Origin of the sequence: Actinomadura montaniterrae, assembly GCF_008923365.1 — a bacterium.
In the GTDB taxonomy this organism is placed as follows: Bacteria; Actinomycetota; Actinomycetes; order Streptosporangiales; family Streptosporangiaceae; genus Spirillospora; species Spirillospora montaniterrae.
Map to the genome: position 1 here is coordinate 1 of NZ_WBMR01000225.1, position 14,763 is coordinate 14,763.

Annotated in this window: 14 protein-coding genes; 7 read left to right on the plus strand and 7 right to left on the minus strand. The window is 75.7% G+C overall.

From position 1 onward, the window contains the following. A partial coding sequence (locus tag F9B16_RS41960; RefSeq protein WP_192809248.1) for a PucR family transcriptional regulator ligand-binding domain-containing protein occupies nt 1–1,104 on the minus strand: 1,104 nt, incomplete at its 3' end. A 212-nt stretch (nt 1,105–1,316) separates the two neighbouring features. On the opposite strand from F9B16_RS41960, the gene F9B16_RS41965 reads away from it, so the two are divergent. From F9B16_RS41965 to F9B16_RS41980, 4 genes are all read left to right on the plus strand, one after another. Beyond that, a complete protein-coding gene (locus F9B16_RS41965; RefSeq protein WP_225992420.1) occupies nt 1,317–2,273 on the plus strand; it encodes a DUF2877 domain-containing protein in 957 nt (318 codons plus the stop codon). 67 nt (nt 2,274–2,340) lie between these two features. Then, the gene (locus F9B16_RS41970) at nt 2,341–3,783 is read left to right on the plus strand and encodes an FdrA family protein (RefSeq protein WP_151545838.1); all 1,443 of its coding nucleotides are present in this window, start codon (nt 2,341–2,343) and stop codon (nt 3,781–3,783) included. After that, nucleotides 3,780–5,192 carry a YlbE family protein gene (locus F9B16_RS41975; RefSeq protein WP_151545839.1) on the plus strand — a complete coding sequence of 471 codons (1,413 nt, stop codon included), beginning with the start codon at nt 3,780–3,782 and terminating at the stop codon, nt 5,190–5,192. The genes F9B16_RS41970 and F9B16_RS41975 overlap by 4 nt, the downstream gene beginning before the upstream one ends. Nucleotides 5,193–5,221: 29 nt before the next feature. After that, nucleotides 5,222–6,130 carry an aldose 1-epimerase family protein gene (locus tag F9B16_RS41980; protein WP_151545840.1) on the plus strand — a complete coding sequence of 303 codons (909 nt, stop codon included), beginning with the start codon at nt 5,222–5,224 and terminating at the stop codon, nt 6,128–6,130. Nucleotides 6,131–6,198: 68 nt separating this feature from the next. Here F9B16_RS41980 and F9B16_RS41985 read toward each other — a convergent pair whose 3' ends face one another. Continuing rightward, nucleotides 6,199–7,788, minus strand: coding sequence for an MDR family MFS transporter (locus F9B16_RS41985; RefSeq protein ID WP_151545841.1), 1,590 nt, complete (start codon nt 7,786–7,788; stop codon nt 6,199–6,201). 152 nt (nt 7,789–7,940) lie between these two features. Between F9B16_RS41985 and F9B16_RS41990 the strand changes: the two genes are divergently transcribed. Further along, complete coding sequence (locus tag F9B16_RS41990; RefSeq protein ID WP_151545842.1) at nt 7,941–9,152, plus strand: DUF6986 family protein; 1,212 nt, start codon at nt 7,941–7,943, stop codon at nt 9,150–9,152. A gap of 44 nt (nt 9,153–9,196) precedes the next feature. Here the strand turns inward: F9B16_RS41990 and F9B16_RS41995 are convergent, their stop codons facing one another. Further along, nucleotides 9,197–10,075, minus strand: coding sequence for a nitroreductase/quinone reductase family protein (locus tag F9B16_RS41995; RefSeq protein WP_225992421.1), 879 nt, complete (start codon nt 10,073–10,075; stop codon nt 9,197–9,199). A gap of 90 nt (nt 10,076–10,165) precedes the next feature. On the opposite strand from F9B16_RS41995, the gene F9B16_RS42000 reads away from it, so the two are divergent. After that, nucleotides 10,166–10,636: a MarR family winged helix-turn-helix transcriptional regulator gene (locus tag F9B16_RS42000; RefSeq protein WP_151545843.1), complete on the plus strand. Its 471-nt coding sequence runs from the start codon at nt 10,166–10,168 to the stop codon at nt 10,634–10,636. A 51-nt stretch (nt 10,637–10,687) separates the two neighbouring features. Here F9B16_RS42000 and F9B16_RS42005 read toward each other — a convergent pair whose 3' ends face one another. The 4 genes from F9B16_RS42005 to F9B16_RS42020 are packed head-to-tail and all read right to left on the minus strand — an operon-like array spanning nt 10,688 to nt 14,450. Beyond that, the gene (locus tag F9B16_RS42005) at nt 10,688–11,293 is read right to left on the minus strand and encodes a nucleotidyltransferase family protein (protein ID WP_151545844.1); all 606 of its coding nucleotides are present in this window, start codon (nt 11,291–11,293) and stop codon (nt 10,688–10,690) included. A gap of 21 nt (nt 11,294–11,314) precedes the next feature. Further along, nucleotides 11,315–12,436 carry an XdhC family protein gene (locus F9B16_RS42010; protein ID WP_151545845.1) on the minus strand — a complete coding sequence of 374 codons (1,122 nt, stop codon included), beginning with the start codon at nt 12,434–12,436 and terminating at the stop codon, nt 11,315–11,317. Further along, entirely contained in the window at nt 12,417–13,541 is a 1,125-nt protein-coding gene (locus F9B16_RS42015) for a vWA domain-containing protein (RefSeq protein ID WP_225992422.1), read from the minus strand. The genes F9B16_RS42010 and F9B16_RS42015 overlap by 20 nt, the downstream gene beginning before the upstream one ends. 6 nt (nt 13,542–13,547) lie before the next feature. After that, nucleotides 13,548–14,450 carry an AAA family ATPase gene (locus F9B16_RS42020; RefSeq protein ID WP_151542004.1) on the minus strand — a complete coding sequence of 301 codons (903 nt, stop codon included), beginning with the start codon at nt 14,448–14,450 and terminating at the stop codon, nt 13,548–13,550. Nucleotides 14,451–14,577: 127 nt separating this feature from the next. Here F9B16_RS42020 and F9B16_RS42025 point away from each other — a divergent pair. Beyond that, nucleotides 14,578–14,763: hypothetical protein (locus F9B16_RS42025; RefSeq protein ID WP_225992423.1), on the plus strand; the 186-nt coding region annotated here is incomplete at its 3' end.

A 14,763-nucleotide genomic window follows, 5' to 3' on the forward strand; every position in this document is an offset into this window, starting at 1 on the left:
CTCGTTCTCCGGGCTCGGCGCCGGCGCCGGGACCGTCACGCCGGCCGCACCGGTCGCGGCGGTCGCGGCGGCCGCGGCGCGGGGCCGCCCGTCCAGCTCCGCGACGACCACCATCACCGGGCGGTCCAGATCCCAGCCGAACCCGCCGCAGTGCGCGACGACCCGGTCGTCGTCGCCGGCGCGGCCCGCCAGGATGTCGCGCAGGAAGTCGGCGCGGTACTTGCTCTCCACCGCCGCGACGGCCTGCTGCTTGGTCACCACCAGCGCCGCGACGGTCGCGGCCCGCTCCAGGATGCCGAGGTCGGAGCCGCGCAGCGTGCCCGCCGGGCTGAACGCGATGATCCGGCCGTGGTCGAAGCCGCCCGCGACGACCGGCACCACCAGGTGGTCGCCGGTGCCGTGCGCGCCGATGATGCCGCAGCCGCCGCGCCCGCACGCCGCGTGCCGGCCAGCGTCGAAGCCCCGCATCGCCTGGACGTGCTCGTCCGGCCCGGCGCCCGCGAGCACCCGCTGCTCGCCGTCCAGCACCACGACCGCCACGTCCAGCAGCGACGCGACCTCGTCCACGACCTCCTGGAGGCCGCCGCCGCACAGCACGATCTGCACCAGCGCCCGGTGCACCTCCTCGGTGCGGGCGAGGACGGCCGCCTGCCGGTTCAGGATGTCGGTGAGGACCTGGTTCAGGATGTCGTCGAAGCCGACGTCGTTGGGGAGCAGGATGAGCGGGAAGCCGCGCCGGTCCGCCTGCGCGATCATCTCGGCGGGCAGCGAGTCCAGGTAGCGGCCGAGCTTGATGGCGAGGGCCGCGAGGCCGCGCTCGTCCAGGTCGGCGACCAGGTTGTCCAGCGACTGCGGGGTGTTGCGGAGGGGGTAGCCGGTGGTCAGCAGCAGCTCGTTCGGCTTGACCCACGACAGGATGTCGGGGACCTCCATCACGTTGAGCCGCTGCACGACCCGGTCGAGTCCGGACCGTCCCGCGATGAGGCGGGCGCCGTTCAGGGTGCTGGCGCCGAGGACCTCGCCGACGGACAGGCCGTAGGTCAGTGTTCCGGTGCTCGCGAGCCGCAGGGCCGGTGGGCCCGGGTCCGCACTGGTGTAACTCATGCCAGGGGTCACCTCGCCTTTTGGTGCGTACATCGCCGCGTGTGGCGTGATCGCTACCGGTTCCTGATCAACACTGACAACAAAGACGAACGATGACAACCATCCTTGGCAGCTTTCCCCATACGTCCGGTGCGAGGGCCGTTCTACCGTTTCGGCGGAGGCCGGGCCGCCCGCGATCCGGGCGGCAGCCGACACCGGCCTCGGGAGGATCCGTGACCGCACTCGTCCGCGACCCGATCCCGCTCCCGGCCCGTCCCGGACGGCGGCCACCCGCCGCCGGCGCGGCGAGCCTGGCGCTGCGGCCGCTGCTCGACCCGCCGAGGCGCGCCGCACGGGTCATCGCGGTGTTCCCGTCCGCGCTGTACCTGGAGACCCGCGGCGGCCCCGAGCCGCGCGTGCTGGCCGTCGTCACCTGCGACGCGGTCCGGCTGCCGAACGCCGTGGTGGTCGCCGCCGAGCGCCGCGAGCAGCCGTTCCGGTCCGTCCGCGAGGGCGACGAGGCCACGGTCGGCGACGGCCGCGTGGAGGCCGGGGCGCTGTGCGTGCGGGTGCGCCGCTGGTGGGACCCGGCGCCCGCGCTCGGCCTGGTCCAGCCCGCCGCGCTCGCCCGCGGCGTCGCCGTCCTGGAGGACGCGTTCGTCGCGGCGGGGATGGCGGGCGGCGGGCTCGCCGGGCATCCCGACCCGCTGGCGCTCGCCGAGTGCTGCGCGGCGGGCGACCTCGCGGGCGCCGTCGAGGCCGCCGAGCGGATCGTCGGCCTCGGTCCCGGGCTGACGCCGAGCGGCGACGACATCCTGTGCGGGCTGCTGGTGTCGCTGCGGCTGGTCGGCGGCGCCGTCGCCGCCCAGCGGGGCGGGACGGCGGTGTGGCTCGCCGACTGGCTCGGCGCGGCCGTCACCGCGGACGCCGGCACCCGCACGACCGCGCTCGCCGCGACGCTGCTGCACTGCGCGGCGGCGGGCGGCGCCGGCGGGGAGATCGCCGCGGTGCTGCGCTGCGTCACCGGGCACGAGCCGCCGTCCGCGGCCGTCCGGCGGCTGCTGGCGATCGGCCACACCTCCGGCACGGACCTGGCGTGGGGGGTCCTCGCGGGCTGCCGCGCCACCCTCGCGCTCACGTCCCCCGGCCACCGCCGCCCGGCGGTGGACCCGGCGGAGCACACGGCATGAGCGAAGCGGACCGGGGGGCGCGGGGGGCCGTCCCCGCGGCGGGCCGGCGGGACGGGCGCGGGGCGCCATGAGCGCCGACTGGGTCGAGGTGCGGCGGGGGGCCTACCGCGATTCGGTCACCCTGATGCGGGTGAGCCGCCTGCTGGCGGAACGGCCGGACGTGTCGTCGGCGATGACGGCGATGGGCACGGAACCGAACCTGGAGCTGCTCGCGCGGATGGGGTTCGCGGTGCCGGCGGACGCCGGCCCGGCGGACCTGGTCGTCGCGGTCCGGGCGGAGGGCGGCGGCCTCGACGGGGCGCGGGAGGCCCTGGACGGCCTGCTGCGGGAGGCCGCGCGCGTCCCGGACGGCGGCGGGATCCTCGGCGCGCCGCCCGCGCCGCGCACGACGGCGTCCGCCGCGGCGCGCGGCGAGGCGTCGGTCGCGCTGGTGTCGGTGCCGGGGCCGCACGTGTTCCCGGAGGCGATGGACGCGCTCGACGCCGGCCTCAACGTGATGATCTTCAGTGACAACGTGCCGGTGGCGCAGGAGATCGCGCTGAAGGAGGCGGCGGCGCGGCGCGGGCTGATCGTGATGGGGCCGGACTGCGGGACGGCCGTCGTCGGCGGCGCCGGGCTCGGGTTCGCCAACGCGGTGCGGCCGGGGCCGGTCGGCGTGGTCGCGGCGTCCGGGACGGGCGCGCAGCAGGTGATGTGCCTGCTGGACGCGGCGGGCGCCGGGGTCCGGCACGTCCTCGGGGTCGGCGGGCGGGACCTGTCGCCGGAGGTCAGCGGCCGGTCCGCGCTGTCGGCGCTGGCCGCGCTGGACGCCGACCCGGGCACCGAGCTGATCGTGCTGGTGTCCAAGCCGCCGGCGCCGCAGGTCGCGGACCTGATCCGGGAGGCGGCGCGGCGGCTGGACACGCCGGTCGTGTTCGCGTTGCCGACGCCCGGCGAGGACGACCTGACGCTGGCGGTGGAGAAGGCGCTGAAGGCGCTCGGGCTGACCGTCCCGCGATGGCCGTGCTGGGAAGCGCCGCGCCCTGCGCGCGTGCCGGCGGGGAGGGCGCTGCGCGGCCTGTTCGCGGGCGGGACGCTGCGCGACGAGGCCGAGGCCGTCGCGCGGGACGCGCTCGGCTGGGACCTGGGGGCGCGCGGGCACCGGTTCACCGACTTCGGCGACGACGCCTACACCCGGGGCCGCGCCCACCCGATGATCGACCCGACGCTGCGGCTGGAGGCCCTCGCGCGGGAGGCGGCGGACGCGGCGTGCGGCGTGCTGCTGCTGGACGTGGTGCTCGGCCACGGCGCCGAACCGGACCCGGCCGCGTCGCTGGCGCCGGCCGTCGAAGCCGCCTTGCGCGACCGCTCCGATCTCGCCGCGGTGGTGTCGCTGTGCGGGACGCCCGCCGACCCGCAGGACCGCGACCGGCAGGCGGAGGCGCTGCGGGCCGCGGGCGCCGCCGTGTTCGCCTCGAACGCGCAGGCGGCGCGGCACGCGGTCGCGCTGGTGGAGGGGGTGTCCGGATGACGGACGTGCGGCCGCCGCTCGGCGGCCTCCTCACCCGGGACCCCCGGGTCGTCGCGGCGGGCGTCGACGTGCTCGCGGACGCGCTCGCCGACCAGGCCGTCCCGGTGGAGCGGGTCGACTGGCGGCCCCCGCCGCCGGGGACGGAGGCGGCGCTCGCGGCGGTGCTCGGCGATCCCGGGCACGCGGACGCCAACGCGGAGGCGGTGCGGCGGATGACGACCGCGCGCCCGCACCTGGTGGACGTCCGGCCGGCGCGCGACGTGCTCGGCCTGGAGAAGGGAACGTTCCTGCACGCGGGCCCGCCGCTGGAGTGGGACCGGGCGTCCGGCCCGATGCGCGGCGCGCTGATCGGCGCGATGATGCTGGAGGGCCTCGCGGAGACGCCGCGCGGCGCCGAGCGGGAGCTGGAGCGCGGCGCGGCCGTCCTGGAGCCGTGCCACCACCACGGCGCGGTCGGGCCGATGGCGGGCGTGGTGTCCCCGTCGATGTGGATGCTGGTCGTGGAGGACGCCGAGCACGGCGGCACCGCGTGCTGCTCGCTGAACGAGGGCCTCGGCAAGGTGCTGCGGTACGGGGCGTACGGGCCGGAGGTGATCGAGCGGCTGACCTGGATGGGCGAGGTGCTCGGCCCGGCGCTCCGGGCGGCCGTGCGGCGGCACGGCCCGCTCGACCTGATGGCGGTCATCGCGCAGGCGCTGCAGATGGGCGACGAGCTGCACAACCGGAACCGGGCGGCGACGTCGCTGCTGCTGCGGGAGCTGGCGCCGGACCTCGCCGCCGCCGACGAGGTGCCGCGCGACCGGGCCGCCGAGGTGCTCCGGTTCGCCGCCGGGAACGACCACTTCTTCCTGAACGCGGGGATGGCGGCGGCGAAGGCGTGCGCGGACGCGGCCCGGAACGTCCCGGGGTCGAGCATGGTCGTGGCGATGTCCCGCAACGGCACCGACTTCGGCGTCCAGGTGTCCGGGACGGGCGACCGCTGGTTCACCGGCCCGGCCGGCGTGCCCGACGGCCTCTACCTCGGCGGGTACGGCCCGGACGACGCCAACCCCGACATCGGCGACTCGGCGATCACCGAGACGGCCGGGACGGGCGGGTTCGCGCTGGCCGCCGCGCCGGCGATCGTCCGGTTCGTCGGCGGCGAGGTGCCGGACGCGGTCGCCGCGACGCAGCGGATGTACGAGATCACCCTCGCCGAGCACCCGGTGCTGCAGATCCCGCTGCTGTCGTTCCGCGGCACGCCCGCCGGCATCGACGTGACGCGGGTCGTGCGGACCGGGATCCTGCCCGTCATCGACACCGGGATCGCCGGGCGGGAGGCCGGGACCGGCCAGGTCGGCGCGGGGATCGTCGAACCGCCGTCGAACGTGTTCAGCGCGGCGCTGCACGCCCTCGCGGAGATCGCGTAGCGGGCCCGGGTGGGGGTACCGTCCGGGACATGACCGAGTCGATCACCGGAGCGCAGTACGCCATCGCCGCCGGGCCCTATCGGGCCGTCATCACCGAGTCGGGCGCGAGCCTGCGCGAGCTGACCCGCGACGGGCGGCCGCTGGTGCTGTCGCACGGCGCGGACGAGCCGGCCCCCGCCGCGTTCGGGCACCTGCTGATCCCGTGGCCGAACCGCGTCGACCGCGGGCGGTACAGCTACGAGGGCACCGCCTACCAGCTGGACGTGTCGGAGCCGGACCTCGACTGCGCGATCCACGGGCTCGTCCGGTGGGCGGCGTGGCGGGTCGCCGAGCACACCGCGGACCGGGTCCGGCTGACGCACCGGCTGCTCGGCACCGCCGGCTACCCGTTCCGCCTCGACCTGGAGGCCGAGTACAGCCTGGACGCCGCGGACGGGCTGCGCGTCCGGATGACGGCGTCCAACCCCGGAACCCGGACGGCGCCGTACGGGCACGGCGCCCACCCCTACCTGACGGTCGGCGTGCCGATCGACGAGTGCACGGTGACGCTGCGCGCCGACCGGTACGTCCCGGTGAACGACCGGATGATCCCGTCCGGCGGCGACGCCGACGTGACCGGCACCGACCACGACCTGCGGGACGGGCCGCTGCTCGGCGCCCGGAAGATCGACAACGCGTTCGCCGGGGTGCACCGCGACGAGGACGGCCTCGCCTGGGTGACGCTCAGCGGCAACGGCCGGACCGTCCGGCTGTGGGCCGACGACGCGCACCCGTGGATGGAGATCTACACCGCCGACAACGCTCCGAACCCGCGGGAGGGCCTCGGCGTCGAGCCGATGACGTGCCCGCCCAACGCGTTCGCGTCGGGCGAGGGCCTCGTCGACCTCAAGCCGGGCGAGCGCTTCACCGGCTCCTGGGGCGTCCAGGAAGTCCGCTGAAACGCGGCGAGCCGCCGTCGAGGCCCGGGGCCTTGACGGCGGCTCGCCGCGGGTGAACGCCGGGTCCGCTAGGAGCGCGGGGCGGCGGTGACCGTGCCGGCGTCCGTCGCGGGGACGGTGTCGGCGGGCGGCTTGGCGGCGGGGCCGCTGCCGCGCAGCGGGACCTCCTTGATGAACCACGCGACGACGAACGCGATCGCCGCGAGCACCGTCCCGCCGATGGCGATGCCGTGCACGCCGCTGGTGACGCCCGCCTCGAACGCCTCGCGGACGGGTGCGGGCAGCTTCTCCAGCAGGTCCGGGGTGACGTGCTGGCCGCCGGAGGCGAGCTTGTGCCCGGCGTCGGCGCCGAGCCGGCGCACCGCCTCGTCCTCGAACCGGCTGTTGTAGATGGAGCCGAGGAGCGCCACGCCGAGCGAGCCGCCGATGGTGCGGAACAGCGTGACCGACCCGCTGGCCGATCCCATGTCGCGCAGCTCGACGCTGTTCTGCGTGACCAGCATCGTGTTCTGCATGATCAGGCCCATCCCGAGGCCGACGCCCATGGTCAGGAACGAGCTGGTGAGCGTGCTGGTGCTCACCTCCAGCATCAGCAGGAGCAGCATCCCGCCGGTCAGCACCGCGCCGCCGATGATCGGGAAGTGCCGGTAGCGGCCGGTGCGGGTGATGAGCTGCCCACTGATCAGCATCGTGGCGAGCATCCCGAACATCAGCGGGAGCAGCAGCAGCCCGCTGGTGGTCGGGCTGGCGCCCTGGACGGTCTGCATGTACAGCGGCAGGTAGTTCACCGCGCCGAACATCGCGGCGCCGACCATGAAGCTGAGGATCTGCGCCGCGGTGAAGTTGCGGCTGCGGAACAGCCGCGGCGGCAGGATCGGCTCGGGCACCCGGTTCTCGGCGAACACGAAGACCACGAGGGCGACGACGCCGACGACGGCGAGCGCGATGATCCGCGCGGACGCCCACGGGTACTGCGAGCCGCCCCAGCTCGCGACCAGCGTGACGCACACGATCCCGACGGTCAGCAGGGTCGCGCCGACGTAGTCGATGCGGGCCTTGATGCGGGTGGTGTGCAGCCGCATCCCGAACGCGATGACCAGGAGCGCGACCGCGCCGATCGGGACGTTGACGTAGAACGCCCAGCGCCAGCTGAGGTGGTCGGTGAGGAAGCCGCCGAGCAGCGGCCCGCCGACGAACGCGACGGGCATCATCGCGCCGATCAGCCCCTGGAAGCGGCCCCGCTCGCGGGGCGGCACCAGGTCGCCGATGATCGACATGGCGCCGACCATCAGGCCGCCGGCGCCGAGGCCCTGCAGCGCGCGGAAGCCGATCAGCTCGCCCATGTTCTGCGACAGCCCGGACAGCATCGACCCGGCGAGGAACACCACGATCGAGGTCATGAACATGCCCTTGCGGCCGTACAGGTCGCCGAGCTTGCCCCAGATGGGGGTGGCGGCGGCGGTGGCGAGCGTGTACGCCGTCACCACCCACGACAGGTGCTCCAGCCCGCCGAGGTCGCCGACGATCGTGGGCAGCGCGGTGCCGACGATCAGGTTGTCGAGCATCGCCAGGAACATCCCGAGCATCAGCCCGAAGATGGCGATGTAGATCTGCCGGGTGCTGAGCGCCGGGCGCTCGGCCGTCCCGTGTTCGGTCATGGTCACCTTCCCCTGAGGTCCCGCGACACGGGAACCCACTTACTTGCCGCCCGGCTAGTTATAGTAGCCCCAATCGGGAGGAACCGGTCCGGGTCTCCGGCCGGAACGGGCGCCTCCTGACAATCGCCCGGATCTTGGGGGATCATGGCGGGGTGAACCTCAGCGTCTCCTCGTTCGACGACCTGTCCGCGCGCATCGCCGCCGTCCGCGACGAGCACCGCGAGCGCTTCCCCGGCGGCGCCGACGGCCGCCAGCCGGTGCACACGGTCTACGTCCCGGCCGACCGGTTCTCCCGCTCGACGCCCGCCGACTTCGGCGCGGAGGCGCTGCGCCTGCTGAACACCCACACCCCCGGCGCCGGGTCGTTCGGCGCCGCGTTCGGGCTCGACCCGGAACTCGCCGGCCCGGTCCGCGAGCGGGTCGCCGCCAAGCTCGCCCGCGAGCCGATCGAGGACGTGCGGATCGACTTCGAGGACGGCTACGGGGTGCGCCCCGACGACGAGGAGGACGCGCACATCGCCCAGGTCGTCGAGGCCGTCGCCGCCGCCTACCAGGTCAAGGGGCTGCCGCACTACTGGGGCGTGCGGGTCAAGTCGTTCGCCGACGGCGGCCACGACCGCGCGATGCGCACCCTCGACGGGTTCCTCACCGCGCTGCGCGACCGGCTCGGCCGGCTGCCCGGCGGGTTCACCATCACCTTCCCCAAGGTCGTCGCGGCCGACCACGTCGCGCTGTTCGTCGAGTACCTCGACCGGCTGGAGACCGCGCTCGGCCTGCCGTCCGGCATCCTGCGCTTCGAGGTGCAGGTGGAGACCACCGAGGCGATCTTCACCCCGGACGGCCGGATCGGGCTGCCCGGCATCGCGGCCGCCGCCGGCGGCCGGCTCACCGCCGCGCACTTCGGCGTGTTCGACTACACCGCCGCGCTCGGGCTGCCGCCGGAGGAGCAGCGCCTCGACCATCCCGCCTGCGACTTCGCGCGGCACGTCATGCAGGTCGCGTTCGCCGGCACCGGCGTCCGGCTCTCGGACGGCTCGTCGAACGTGATCCCGCGCAACGACGGCCCGGACGAGGTGAACGCGACCTGGCAGGCGCACGCCGCGCAGGTCGGCCACTCCCTGCGGCACGGCTTCTACCAGGGCTGGGACCTGCATCCCGCGCACCTGCCGAGCCGCTACGCCGCCGTGTACGCCTTCCACCTGACCGGCGCCGACGAGGTGATCGGCCGGGTCCGCGCCTGGCACGAGCAGGCCGCGACCGGCGGGGTGCTGGACGAGCCCGCCACGATCCGCGCGCTCACCGACCGGCTCCGCCGCGCCGTCGACTGCGGCGCCCTCGACGAGAGCGTCCTGCCCGCGCCCTAGCCTCCGTTAGGAGCGGTAGCCTCCGTTACGGGCGGTAGCCTCCGTTACGAGCGGTGCGGGCCGGTGCGCCAGATCGGGCCGACGGCGTTGAGTACGGCGCCGAGCTGCTCCTCCTCGTAGGCGAAGTGCGCGTCCAGCTCGGCGGTGATCCGGTCGAGTTCCGCGCGCACACGGCCGGGGTCGGCGGAGCCGAGGTCGTCCACCATGGCCTGGAGCTCCTTGCGGGCGCCGGTCACCTCGACGTGCTCGCGGCGGAGCCGCTCGATGACCGGCGCGAGGCCGGGGAACTGCGCCTCCAGGCGCGGGAACGCGCGGCCCTCCTCGTTGTCGTGGTGCTCGCCGAGCACGTCGCACACCGACACGCAGTGCTCGCGCAGCTGTCCCCGCAGGTCGGGCAGCGGAGCGGGACGCCCGTCGAGGGACGCGAGGACGGCGTCGCGGAGGCCGGCGAGCTGCGCGCGCAGGTCGTTGTGGATCTGCACCAGTTCGTCGCCGATGGCCCACGCCCGCCCGTCCAGGCGGGCGCGGTGCAGGGCGACGACCGGGATGACGCGGGACGTGTTGCGCTGGTAATCGGCGTAGGCGGGGACGAGTTCGCCCTGCCGCGCGTACAGCCGGTCGCGCTCCTCCCCCTCGACCGGGAGCGCGACGCCGTCGAAGGTCTCCGTCCCGACCTCGACCGTGACGCGGGGGTCGGCGCGGACGTTGCGGTACCAGTCCGGGTCGTGGTCGGCGCCCGCGTTGGACGCGAACACCAGCAGCCGGTCGCCGTCGGCCATGTACCCGAGCGGCGTGGTGCGCCTGCCGCCCGTCCTCGCGCCGGTGGCGGTCAGCAGCAGCAGGTCGGCGCCGGCGAACGGGCCGCCGACCGCGCCGCCGTTCGCCCGGAACTCCTCGATGATCGCCCTGTTCCAGTCGCTCACGAGCCGGTCTCCTATCCTGGACGCACGGAACGAGACTTTGCTTTGCAAGCAAAGTCTTTTATAGAGCAAAGCTATTTTGGACGCAGAGGCATGTCAACCGAAGAGAGCGCGGGACCGGACGTCGACGACGGCATCCGGACGATGCTGCTGCTGATGCCGCGGCTGGTGTCGGCGGCCAAGCGGATCCGGGTGCCGGACGAGCTGGCGGCGTTCGACCTGGCGCCCCGCCACCTGTCGCTGCTGGCCTACCTGCTGTTCGACGGCCCGATGAGCGTCAACGAGCTGGCCGCGCGGCTGGAGGTCGCGCCCGCCACGGTCAGCCTGATGGTGGGCGACCTCAGCCGGCAGGGCATCCTGGAGCGGCGCGAGGACCCCGCCGACCGGCGCCGCACCATCGTCAGCGTCGCCGACGAGCACCTGCCCGCGATCAACGGATGGCTCGGTCAGGGCGCCGGCGCGTGGCGCACCGCGCTGGAACCCCTCACCCCCGCGCAGCGCCGCCTGTTCATCGACACGCTCCTGGCCTACGAGCGCGCCGTCGCCGAGGCCCGCTCCCGCTGACCCGGCGAGCCGCCGCGGCGAGCCCGGCCCGTCGCCCCGACCCGCGGCGGGTCAACGGTCCGGGCGGGTGAAGGCGGCGAGGTCCTCGGGGGTGTCGATGTCGTCGGGCGACGCGACGCCGTCGCAGGGGACGCGGGTCACCAGATCGGGGTGGGCGCGCAGGAAGCCGCGCGCGCCCATGTCCCCGACCGCGGCCTCGGCGACCGCGGCGAAGTGCTCCGCCCGCAGCAGGACCGGGTTGCGCGGCGCGCCGCCGTACGTCGCCACGGCGATCTCGGCACCCGCGTCGTAGGCGGCGACGAGCAGGGCGATCGCGGCGGCGGTCACCCGCGGCTGGTCGACGAGCGCGACGACCGCGGCGGGGCATCCCGGCGGCAGCGCGGCGAGCCCGGCGCGCAGCGACGAGCCCATCCCGTCCCGCCAGGCCGGGTTCGGCACCACCACGGCGCCGATCACCTCGACCTGCGCGGCGCCCGCCACCACCAGCACCGGGGCGCAGCCGCCGTCCCGCAGCGTCCGCACGCCCCGGTCGACGAGCCGCTCCCCGTCCAGCTCCACCAGCGCCTTCGGGCGGCCGAGGCGGCTGCCCTCGCCCGCGGCGAGCAGCAGGCCGGCCGGGGGCTCCGCGCCGTGCCGGCTCAACTCCTTCGCGGTCATCCGCCGAGGGTAGCCCGCGGATCAGCCGCCGGCGTGGATCCTGCCGCTGGTGTCGGTGAGCGGCCGCCCCGACCCGCCCCAGCGCAGCTGCACCAGCTCCGCCGCGATCGACACCGCGGTCTCCTCCGGCGTCCGCGCGCCGAGGTCCAGCCCGATCGGCGAGCGCAGCCGCCCCAGCTCGGCGTCCGTCAGGCCCGCCTCGCGCAGCCGGGCGAGCCGGTCGTCGTGGGTGCGCCGCGACCCCATCGCGCCGACGTACCCGGCGCGCGTCCGCAGCGCCACCTCCAGCAGCGGGACGTCGAACTTCGGGTCGTGGGTGAGCACGGCGATCGCGGTCCGCTCGTCGATCGCGCCGCCGGACTCCTCCAGGTACTTGTGCGGCCACTTCACCACGACCTCGTCGGCGTCCGGGAACCGCTTCGGCGTCGCGAACACCGGCCGCGCGTCGCAGACCGTCACGTGGTAGCCGAGGAACTTGCCGACCCGCGCCACCGCCGCCGCGAAGTCGATCGCGCCGAACACCAGCAGCCGGGGCGGCGGCGCGAACGAGTGGACGAACACCGCGAGGTCGTCCAGCCGCCGCTCCCCCTCGCGGCCGTAGTGCCGCTGCCCGGTGAGGCCCTGCGCCAGCATGCCGCGCGCGTCGTCGTCGACCGCCGCGTCCAGCCGCGCCGCGTGCGGCTCCCCCGGCGCGAGCGAGCCCGCCGCGCGGTCCCGCCAGATGACGCGGCGCGCGCCGATCCGGCCCGGCCCGGCGACGACCGTCGCGACCGCGACCGGCTCGCGCGCCTCGATCGCCGCCGCGACGTCCGCGAACTCCGGGAACGTCGCGGCGCTCACCGGCTCGACCAGCACGTCCAGGATCCCGCCGCAGGTCAGCCCGACCGCGAACGCGTCGTCGTCGGTCACCCCGTACCGCTGGACGACCGGCTCCCCGCTCGCCATCACCGACTGCGCCAGCTCGTACACGGCGCCCTCGACGCACCCGCCCGACACGCTGCCCGCGACCTCGCCGCCCGCCGACACCGCCATCGCCGCGCCCGCCGGGCGCGGCGCGCTGCGGAAGGTGTTCACCACCGTCGCCAGCCCGAACGTCTCCCCCGCCGCGTACCAGCCGGCGATGTCATCCAGCACGTCGCGCATGCGCCCGCCCCTTTCCGGTGCCGGCGACCAGCCGCGCCAGCCCCTCCAGGGCGGCGAGGCTGTGGCCGGAGGTGAAGTCGTCGACGTGCGGCAGCGCCGCCGCCATCCCCGCGGTGAGCGGCTCGTACCCGGGCCGCGCCTTGTGCGGGTTCGCCCAGATCACCCGGTACGCGAGCCGCCGCAGCCGGGCCATCTGCGCGCCGAGCAGGGACGCGTCGCCGCGCTCCCAGCCGTCGGAGGCGATCACCACGACCGCGCCGCGCGCGAGGCCCCGCTGCCCGAACCGGTCGAGGAACTCCTTCAGCTCCTCGCCGAGCCGGGTGCCGCCGCTCCAGTCCGGGATCGCGGCGGACGCCGCCGCCATCGCCGCGTCCGCGTCCCGGTGCCGCAGCTCGCGGGTGAGCCGGGTCAGCCGCGTCCCCGCGCTGAACACCTCGGCGTCGCGGCCGCCGGAGCGGGCCGCGGCGTGCGCGAACCGCAGCAGCGCGTCCGCGTACGGGCTCATCGACCCGCTGACGTCCACGATCAGCACGACGCGGCGCGGCCGGGTGCGGTGCGCCCGATGCCGCAGCAGGGACGTCTCGCCGCCGCGCCGCAGCGTCTCGCGGACGGTGCGGGCCGGGTCGAGGCGGCCGGACGGCGCGGGCGCGAACCGGCGCGACCGGCGGCGCTCGGCGCCCGCGTCCAGCACCGCGATCAGCCGGGCGACCTCGGCGCGCTCGGCGGCGGTGAGCCGCGCGACGTCCCGGTCGCGCAGCACCTCGGCGGCGCTGGCGGTCGCCGCGTTCAGCTCGCCGTCGTCGCCGCCGGCGGCGCCGTCCGGTTCGGCGACCGTCATGCGGCGGACGACCACGGGCGGCGGGCGGCGGGACGGGCGTACCGTCGCGCCGGAGAAGTACGCGGCGAAGCAGCGGTCGTAGCGGGCGAGGTCGTCGGGGTCGGCGCACAGCGTCAGCCGTCCCGCCCAGTACACCTCGGACGGGTCGAGGACGTCGAGGTGGTCGAGCGCGGCGAGCATCGCCTGGACGCGCTCGGGGTCGGCGGAGCCGCCGGCGGCGCGCAGCGTCCTGGCGAACCCGACCATCGTCTCGGTGACGTCCCGCACCGCCGCTCACCCGCCGTTCAGCAGGGCGTCGAGGCCGCCGGCGAGGACGCGCTGCTGGTCCTCGCGGTACTTGAGCACGGCGCCGAGCGTCACCGCGGCGGTGCCCGGGTCCAGCTCGCGGACGCCGAGCGCGACCAGCGCCTCGGTCCAGTCCAGGGTCTCCGCGACGCCCGGCGGCTTGAGCAGGTCCCGGGTCCGGAGCCGCTGCGCCGCGCCCGCGACCTGCCCGGCCAGCCGCGCGGCCGCGGCGGGCAGCCGCCGCCGGATGATCGCGACCTCGCGGTCGAACGACGGGTGCTCCAGCCAGTGGTACAGGCAGCGGCGCTTCAGCGCGTCGTGCACCTCGCGGGTCCGGTTGGAGGTGACGACGACGACCGGCGGGCGCTCGGCGCGGATCGTGCCGAGCTCGGGGACGGTGATGGTGAAGTCGCTGAGCACCTCGAGCAGGAACGCCTCGAACTCGTCGTCGGCGCGGTCCAGCTCGTCGACGAGCAGCACGCTCGGGGAGGTCTCCAGCGCCCGCAGCAGCGGCCGGGCGAGCAGGAACCGCCGGTCGTACAGCTCGCCTTCCAGCCGCGCGACGTCGCCGACGCCCGCGGCCTCGGCCGCGCGCAGGTGCAGGAGCTGGCGGGGGAAGTCCCAGTCGTAGAGCGCCTGCGAGGCGTCGAGGCCCTCGTAGCACTGCAGCCGGATCAGCGGCGCGCCGAGCGCGGTCGCGAGGGTCTTGGCCAGCTCCGTCTTGCCGACCCCGGCCTCGCCCTCCAGGAAGAGCGGCCGGCCCATCCGCAGCGCGAGGAAGCACGCGGTGGCGAGGCCCTCGTCGCAGAGGTAGGCGTGCCGGTCCAGCAGGGTCGCGAGGTCCGCGGGCGAGTCGACCTCGCCCGCCGCCGTCGGCGCCGTCTCCGCCATGGTCGCCAGGCTACCCAGCGGAGCGGCGGACTCCCAGACGTCCGCATCCCCGGTTTCCGGCTCCGTTTCCATGGTAAAGCTGTAGGGAAAGTTGACTTTCGGGCGGCCGGTCAGCAGCATCGAGCACATGCGAACCGGTGACACCCCCCACCGTCCCCAGCCCGGCCACGACGGCGACCTGACCGACGAGGCTACTTACCAGCGCGTCCGCGCGGCCCAGGCACCAGCCGGCCAGGCGCTGTCGCGGCGCGGCATGCTGCGGCTGTCCGCCGGCGCGGGCCTCGGCGCCGCCCTCGGCGCCGCCGCCGTCCCG